The sequence below is a fragment of the Lachnoanaerobaculum sp. MSX33 genome (genome assembly GCF_000512995.1).
In the GTDB taxonomy this organism is placed as follows: domain Bacteria; phylum Bacillota; class Clostridia; order Lachnospirales; family Lachnospiraceae; genus Lachnoanaerobaculum.
In genome coordinates, this window is the sequence record NZ_AZXX01000050.1 from 1 (window position 1) to 1858 (window position 1858).

Below are 1858 nucleotides of genomic sequence, written 5' to 3' on the forward strand. Positions count from 1 at the left end.
TTTAAAATTTATTTTAATTTTCTTGTTGCTTTCAAGTGAAATAGTGTTTAAAATTGACATAAGAGGACTTCCTTTCCTTGGCATTGTTTTGATTTGGCACCTTAATTTTACCAAGAAAGGGGTCCTTTTTCTATTCACTTTTTAGGTGAAAGATACCATAACAATTATAATCAAATTAAATCATATACCTACATCTATTTGTGAATATTGTCATAAATATCTCTTGCATAAGCATCCATATCTTTAATTTTCACTTCAAACTCCTTTTCATCCTTATTTATTTCTATATTAGGATTTTTAGGATTTTGAAATTTAGCATTAACAATTTTAATCTCTCTTTCACATAATTCACATGGTTGTTTTGTAATATTTAATGCTACATCAAATTGTTCCTTACCAGTTTTTTCTCTAATTTTAGCTATTAGTTTCCTCTCACAACAAGTAAACATTCTATTATATTTTTTTTCAGTCCCATTTTTTTTGAATTCGTCATAACTAATATAACAATCGCTTTGTTTATCAAAATAATATCTAGTTTTATCGAGAATAGGAACATACTCTATTGTTGAATATTTGGTCTCCTTTTTCAGTAAATCTTTTAATATAGCTATAGTTTTACACTTATTTGAACTAGGTTTTTCGTTGTCATTATCCAAACCGTTTATACTAAAATACTTCTCTTTTTCATAGACAACAGAGGCATAACAGTTTAACTTATCTTTTATAAATTTACTATGCGAATTAATTTGATTCTCTCTAAGAGCTTTTTGAAATTTTTTCCCAAAATAATTAATGCCATCATACTCACCAACTTGGTTAAATTGTTGATCTGTAATCAAACATAATAAATTTTTTTCATGATTCTCGATAGCGTCATAAAACCATTTTTTTATATGCCCAAATAATTTCGAGACTTGTTCAATACTCTCCTTAGTAATATATTGTCGCCAATTATCTCTTTTAATTCTTCTAATATGTAATAATATATCATAAAAATTATAATTTGTAATAATAGCATAAAGGATACTTAACGTGTATAACCTCTCAATTACATAATCATTATCTGTTGATTTCTCAATCAAATATTCAAACATAGCATCAATAGAATTAAAATAGGGTATGTCTAAATAAGGTATGTCTAAATAAGGTATGTCTAAATAATAATTTTCCAAATTAATATTATTACTCTCATCAATACATTTTTCAAACTCTGAAAAATAAAAAAATGCCAATCTTAATAGATTTCCATGAGAGGTTGAAATCTTTTTTATATTAGCAATACGTTGATGTATATCTTTATCACACTCTCTTAAATCTAGTTTATTAATACTTTTCACTAAATAAATACTTTCCACTAAATAAAAATCTTCAATAACATTCAAAAAGTCATTGTCTTCTTTTACAGAATTAAATTCAACTTTTACATAATCGTCATGCGCATTGTCGTTGTCTTCTCTTATACACTGAAAATCAAATGAAATTTTAGATATTTCTTTTTTAAGCGAATTAAGAATCTCTTCCATAGCTATTCTCCTTTAATAATTAAGTTGCATATTTATCCTAAATTATTCACCACAGTAGATTTGGCTTAAAAAGCCTACAAGATAATTGTTTTATAAAGCCATCTCGTTCGTAAGTTGGAAAATCACATAAAAAAATGGTGCACTATCCCTATGTATCAAAAATAGTCATTTGATATTGGATTATCAAGGCTCATAAGTTACTATTATTCCAACTCTCCATATTGCCACGCCCACAATAAAATTGAATTACTTTGTGTTGTTCTGATTTCATTGACTTCCTGCCTGATAATAGAACTCACCGTATTCCACCATATAATCCGTTTGATTTTCACGGA

At 26.7% G+C, this 1858-nt stretch carries 1 protein-coding gene; it reads right to left on the reverse strand.

Annotated features, from left to right (window positions below):
- Positions 1-194: 194 nt before the first annotated feature.
- Positions 195-1523, reverse strand: coding sequence for a hypothetical protein (locus HMPREF1495_RS04635; protein ID WP_034212481.1), 1329 nt, complete (start codon positions 1521-1523; stop codon positions 195-197).
- Between the last annotated feature and the right edge of the window lie 335 nt (positions 1524-1858).